Annotated in this window: 3 protein-coding genes and 1 pseudogene; all 4 read right to left on the bottom strand. The window is 52.8% G+C overall.

Annotation, left to right across the window (positions count from 1 at the left end; genetic code table 11):
- A partial coding sequence (locus MHN01_RS13640) for an efflux RND transporter permease subunit (protein ID WP_239411844.1) occupies positions 1-2,795 on the bottom strand: 2,795 nt, incomplete at its 3' end.
- Entirely contained in the window at positions 2,792-4,420 is a 1,629-nt protein-coding gene (locus tag MHN01_RS13635) for an efflux RND transporter periplasmic adaptor subunit (protein ID WP_239411843.1), read from the bottom strand. The genes MHN01_RS13635 and MHN01_RS13640, both read right to left, overlap by 4 nt.
- A gap of 8 nt (positions 4,421-4,428) precedes the next feature.
- The gene (locus tag MHN01_RS13630) at positions 4,429-5,712 is read right to left on the bottom strand and encodes a TolC family protein (protein WP_239411842.1); all 1,284 of its coding nucleotides are present in this window, start codon (positions 5,710-5,712) and stop codon (positions 4,429-4,431) included.
- Positions 5,713-5,824: 112 nt separating this feature from the next.
- Positions 5,825-6,064, bottom strand: a pseudogene (locus MHN01_RS13625) (hypothetical protein); the annotation flags it as partial.

Raw genomic sequence — 6,064 nt, 5'->3', positions numbered from 1 at the left:
TCTACCGCAACCCCGGCCAAGGCAATGAAACCGACACCGACGGCAATCGAGAAGTTATAGCCGAGTATTTCCATTAGCCAGAGGCCGCCAACCATAGCAAGGGGCAGGGTGCCCATGATCATCAACACTTCACCGGCGCGTCGGAAGCTCATGTAGAGCAGCATCATGATGATGGCGATAGTGGCAGGCACAACGACGCTCAACCTGGCCTTTGCGCGCTCCATATATTCATACTGACCGGACCAAGTGAGCGAATAGCCTGCTGGCAAGCTCAACTCCCGGGCGACCTTTTGCTGGGCATCCTGGACATAAGAGCCGAGATCCCGGCCGTCAATGTCGATGAATACCCAGCCGTTAGGACGGGCATTTTCGGTTTTGATCATCGGCGGACCGTCCTCAAAGCGGACATCAGCAACATCGGCTAGCGCAATACGTGCCCCGTTCGGTGTGACCAGCGGCAGGTTTTGCAGTTTGACCAGCGAGTCGCGGTAGCTTTGCGGGTAGCGAACATTAATCGGATAACGCTCCAGGCTTTCAACCGACTCACCAACGTTCATTCCCCCGATGGCGGTACTGATCACCTGCTGAATGTCTTTGATGCTCAAGCCGTAGCGTGCTGCTTCACGGCGTTTAATATCCATGGTGATATAACGTCCGCCGGCAACACGTTCGGCGTAGACAGAGGCTGTACCTTCCACACTTTCCAATACCGTTTCGAGCTGGGTTCCGATGGCTTCTATCTGCTTAAGCTCAGGACCGGCAATCTTGACGCCGATGGGGGTCTTTATCCCTGTCGCCAGCATATCGATGCGGGTTTTGATTGGCATTACCCAGGCGTTGGTCAGGCCTGGGAACTGTATGAGCTGGTCCAGTTCCCGGCGAAGGCTGTCATTTGTCACTCCTGCTCGCCACTCATCCTTCGGTTTAAACTGAATGATGGTTTCGATCATGGTTAGCGGTGCGGGATCGGTAGCAGTATTAGCCCGGCCAATTTTTCCCCAGACCGTTTTTACTTCCGGGATGGTTTTGATCAGCTTGTCGGTTTGTTGCAATAGTTCACGGGCCTTACCGATGGAAATGCCCGGATAGGTCGTCGGCATATACATCAGATCGCCTTCGTCCAGGGGTGGAATGAACTCGCTGCCCATTTTTTGTATCGGATAGTAGGCGGAGGCCATTAACGCGATAGCCATGACGATAATGGTTTTTGGGAACCGCATACTGAGGTTAAGTAACGGACGGTACAGGCCGATAACAGCCCTGTTTACCGGGTTTTTATGTTCAGGCAGTACTTTGCCACGGATAAAGTAACCCATGAGTACCGGTACCAGAGTGATAGCCAGACCTGCTGACGCTGCCATGGCATACGTTTTGGTGAAGGCCAATGGCGAGAACATCTTGCCTTCCTGACCTTCAAGGGCAAAGACAGGTACAAAGCTCAAGGTGATAATGATTAGCGAGAAGAACAACGGGGTACCGACTTCTTCTGCTGCCTTTCCGATCACCTGCCAGCGGTTTTTATCCGTCAGTGGGGTACGTTCGAGATGCTTGTGAACGTTTTCGATCATCACAATAGCACCGTCGACCATGGCACCGATGGCGATGGCAATTCCACCGAGCGACATGATATTGGCGTTGATGCCCTGCCAGTGCATTACGATAAAGGCACTAAGAATACCTATCGGCAGGCTGATCATGACTACCAGTGACGAACGGAAGTGGAACAGGAAGAGGGCACAGACCAGTGCAACCACGATAAATTCTTCCAGCAGCTTCTCGTACAGGTTGTCTACGGCACGGTCAATCAGGCTCGAGCGATCATAGGTCGGCACAATTTCTACGCCTTCTGGCAGGCTACGCTGGAGCTCCGCCAGTTTAGCTTTGACGTTCTCGATGACTTCCCTGGCGTTTTCGCCAAATCGCATCACGATCACGCCGCCAACCGCTTCACCCTTGCCGTTCAGCTCAGAGATCCCGCGGCGCATTTGCGGACCGAGGTTAATATCGGCGATATCACCCAGTAGCAGCGGTGTCCCCTTGGCGGTGACTTTGAGCGGCAGATTTTTCAGGTCTTTGATATCGGAGACATAGCCTGTTGCCCGAACCATATGCTCGGCCTCAGCTACTTCGACAACCGATGCGCCGGCTTCCTGGTTTCCTGCCTGAATTGCCATGTTGATTTGCTGCAAGGTCAGGTCATAGGCGCGTAGCTTGGCAGGGTCAATTTGTACCTGATACTGCTTGACCATACCGCCGACGGTCGCAATCTCCGAGACACCATCAACCGTTTGCAGTTCGTACTTCAGGAACCAGTCCTGCAGGCTGGTTAGCTCACTGAGATCGTGCTGGCCTGTTGTGTCGGTGAGGACATAGCTGAAGATCCAGCCCACACCGGTTGCATCAGGTCCAAGAGTCGGCTTGGCGCTAGGTGGTAGGTTCGGTGCCACCTGACTGAGGTATTCCAACACCCGCGAGCGAGCCCAGTACATGTCTGTCTCATCATTGAAAATGATGTAGACATAGGAGTCGCCGAAGAAGGAATAGCCCCGGACAGTTTCAGCCCCCGGTACTGCCAGCATGGCCGTCGTCAGAGGGTAGGTGACCTGATCTTCGACGACCTGGGGAGCCTGTCCCGGATAGCTGGTCTTGATAATAACCTGTACATCAGACAAGTCAGGAATGGCATCAATAGGCGTTTTTTTGACACTATACAGGCCAGCGGCGACCAGAAAGACAGTGGCTATTAGGACCAGAAAGCGGTTTGCAATCGACCAGCGGATTATCGCTCCAATCATTGTGCACCTGCCTTAGTGGCTTGTTCCATTTCGCCGTGGTTCATCTGACTGTGGTCCATAGTGCTGTGATCCATGGTGCTATGATCTGTGTTGCCTCCGTTCATAACACCGTGGTCCATTTGGCTGTGATCCATAGTGTTATGATCAACGCTATTATTGGACCGGGCAGGAATAACCCGGCTGACGACAAACTTGCCATCACTGCTTTTTTCAAGAATGAAGTCTACCGACTGGCCATTTTTCAATTGGCTCAGGTTGCTGCTGTCGCCGACAGTGAAGTCCATTGTCATCGCTGGCCAGCTCCATTGCTCGATAGGAGCATGCTCTATGGTCAGCATTTTGTGATTCGCCATGACATTGCGGATCACACCAGTAGCGTTGACTGTTTTCTGGTTGGTTTCTATTGGTTTAGTGCCTGCAATCCGGCTTAGATCGGCGCTCTGGCTCGATTCGGAATCCAGCATGAAGTGCGCGGAAGTAACAACGCTGTCTTGGGCTGTCAGCCCCTTAAGCACTTCGACCATACCGCCTGCGACACGGCCGGTTTCTATCCGGGTAGAGCGGTATTTACCCTCTCCGAGAGCCAGTACAACGCGGGTCATATTGCCTGTGCGGATCACGGCTTGATCCGGTACCGCAATAACAGTGTCGTTGCTACGAGGTACCATGGTCAGGCTCGCAAACATATTGGGCTTGAGCTCGCCATCTGGGTTGGGAAATTTGAGTCGAACCCGCAGGGTACGGGTTTGGGGATCCAGGATGGGATAGACATAGTCTACTTCCCCCTGCCACTGCTTGCCCGGCAAGGCATCAATGCGCATGTCGGCATAGGTACCGGACTTGATCCAATGGGCCTGACGTTCGAAGATCTCCGCATCGACCCAGACATTATCGAGTGAGCCGCCACTGATTACGGTTTGCTGGGGTGATAGATAGGCACCGTTTCGAACGCTCAGTGTGGCTATCACACCATTAGCCGGGGCTTTGATTGCAATGTTTCTTTTGGCTTTTCCACGGCGCAAGACTTCATTGATCTGGCTGTTATCGACACCGAGTGAAGCGAGGCGCTCTTTGGCCCCTTTTACCAGAACGGCTTTGCCAATCCGTTTGGCATTGAGCAACTCTTCCTGGGCGCGTACCAGATCCGGGGAGTAGACCTCAAACAGGACATCGCCCTTATTTACCTTCTCGCCAATGGCATCCACATTGAGCTTTTGGATCCAGCCGCTTATCCGGCTGTTGATCTGCCATAGTTGGCTTTCGTCGAAGGAAACATAACCGACTGTATCAATCTTTGGTTCGAGGTTTTGTACGTTAACTTGTGTCGTTTTGACGCCAAGGCTGTTTTCCACGGCAGGAGAGATGGATACTGTGCCGGCCTGCTCCTTGTTTCCTCCAGCCAGATCTTCTTCGTACACCGGGATCAAATCCATCCCCATCGGGGATTTTCCGGGCTTGTCCCGTTTGTAGTTGGGATCCATAGGCGCAACCCAATACAGGGGCTCGTTGCTGCTGGTACTGGTGGCCGCTTGCTCTCCAACCGAATGTGTTTCGGTAGCGATGTAGTAGCCCAGGGCGCTGCCGACTGCGAGTGCCAGTACGGCAATAGTGAGTGATTGTTTCATTCTTATTCCTAAAATTTATTCAGCATGTAGGCAAGGTTGCTATTAGCCAGTTGCAGATCGGCATTGAGACGTGCCTGTTCCAGTTCAATCGTCAGCTCATCACTGGCAGCTCGGATATACTCATCGAGCTGATTGGTGTTGTTCTGGTAGCCTCGTTCGATGGCACGGGTTTTCTCTTTGGCCTGACGCAGCAGCGAGCCTTGGTAGCGGGCTAAACGCTGCTCGATATTGCTGCGGTCTATGAGCAATGCCGCGACTTTGGCGTTCATTTGCTGGAGCATTAAATCGCGCTGTGATTTGGCGGCTCCTAGCTGGTGCTGGGCGGAAGATAGTTTTTTATCCTGTCGCTTGTCGGTAAAGAGCGGTATATCCAGAGTCAGAAATGCACTGACCAGATCTGAAGCTGGCTGGCCGTTCATGCCATTTGCCTGTCTATAGCCGTACATGACTTCTATCCCGAACTGAGGCTGGTAAGCCTCGTGCGCAATATCAACGCCGGTTTCGGCGCTCTCGATTAATTGATCAACCATGCGTACTGATGGGTGGACAGCCAGTACTTGATAGTTATCAGATGGCGCCGTTGCGAGGTAGGTATTTAAGCTCGTCCATTGCGGATAGCTGTCGGCGGTAACTGTTGATGCCTGCTGACCTAACCATTCAGAGAGTTGGGCGCGAAGCCGCTGCTGTATCTGTTCGTTGGCCTGGAGTTTTTCATCCACTCTGCTGATTTGCAGTTGTGCCTGGATAATGTCCTGAGCTTGATTAGCCCCGACCCCATAGTTGGTACCGAGAAAGTGTTCCAGTTCGGTAAACAGGGTTCGGTTCTGGCGCAGAAGCTGGTGGGCTTGTTGTAGATAGGCCAGCTCTATCCATTGGGTTGTGATGGCATTTTTAATATCCAGTTCACGCACACCCATTTTCTCGCGCAGGCCATCGGCTTGCTGCGTACTTTGCTGTTTCTTTAGTGCCAGGGTGTCGCCGCGGCCAAATTGCTGCATGAGTCCGACAGACACATTGGTCATCGGGTCGTCGTCGAAAACAAAGGTGTCAACGGGTAATCCGCCGACACCGACCTTGAGTTTGGGATCCATCCACTGGCCGGAGGCGATCCCCATATCAGTCATTGCATCGGCCTGATACTGGAGTTGTTGTTTACCGGGATCGTGGGTGATAGCCCAGTCAATGAGGCTACTTAGTTCCGGGTTTGCGGTTCCCGGGTTTGCAATTAAAGAGGGGGCCCATGACGCAAATAGCGCCATGCCCAATACACGGGGCAGTATGCGTTTGTGCATAAATACATCCACTACAAAAAGTCAGAATTGATTCGCGAGCTAACCGGCTGCCATTGGTGATATAACACCTAAAATGGGGCTGAAAGCTGCGAGTTAGATTTGCGGTAGGTATTTATACGATCGGTGGACGGAACAGGGTTTCAGTCCGTGAGACTGGGTAGGCGGATGTCAGTTGCGGAATAAGACGGTTGCCTGTTATGCCAGAAAAAGTCTCGCCCCCTATCGGCAGATAATTGCTGTAAGGCTGACAGTGGGTCATATCACAGTCAGAGCACGGTGAGGCAATAGAATCAGACGCTGAGCAGCACTCGGGCTGTGCGTCTGGCACTGAACTGAGCGACTGATGGCAGTC

The sequence above is a fragment of the Photobacterium sp. OFAV2-7 genome (assembly GCF_022347985.1).
Taxonomy (GTDB): Bacteria; Pseudomonadota; Gammaproteobacteria; order Enterobacterales; family Vibrionaceae; genus Photobacterium.
The sequence above is the reverse complement of the archived record's forward strand: the minus strand, read 5'-3'. Positions and strand labels throughout refer to the sequence as shown.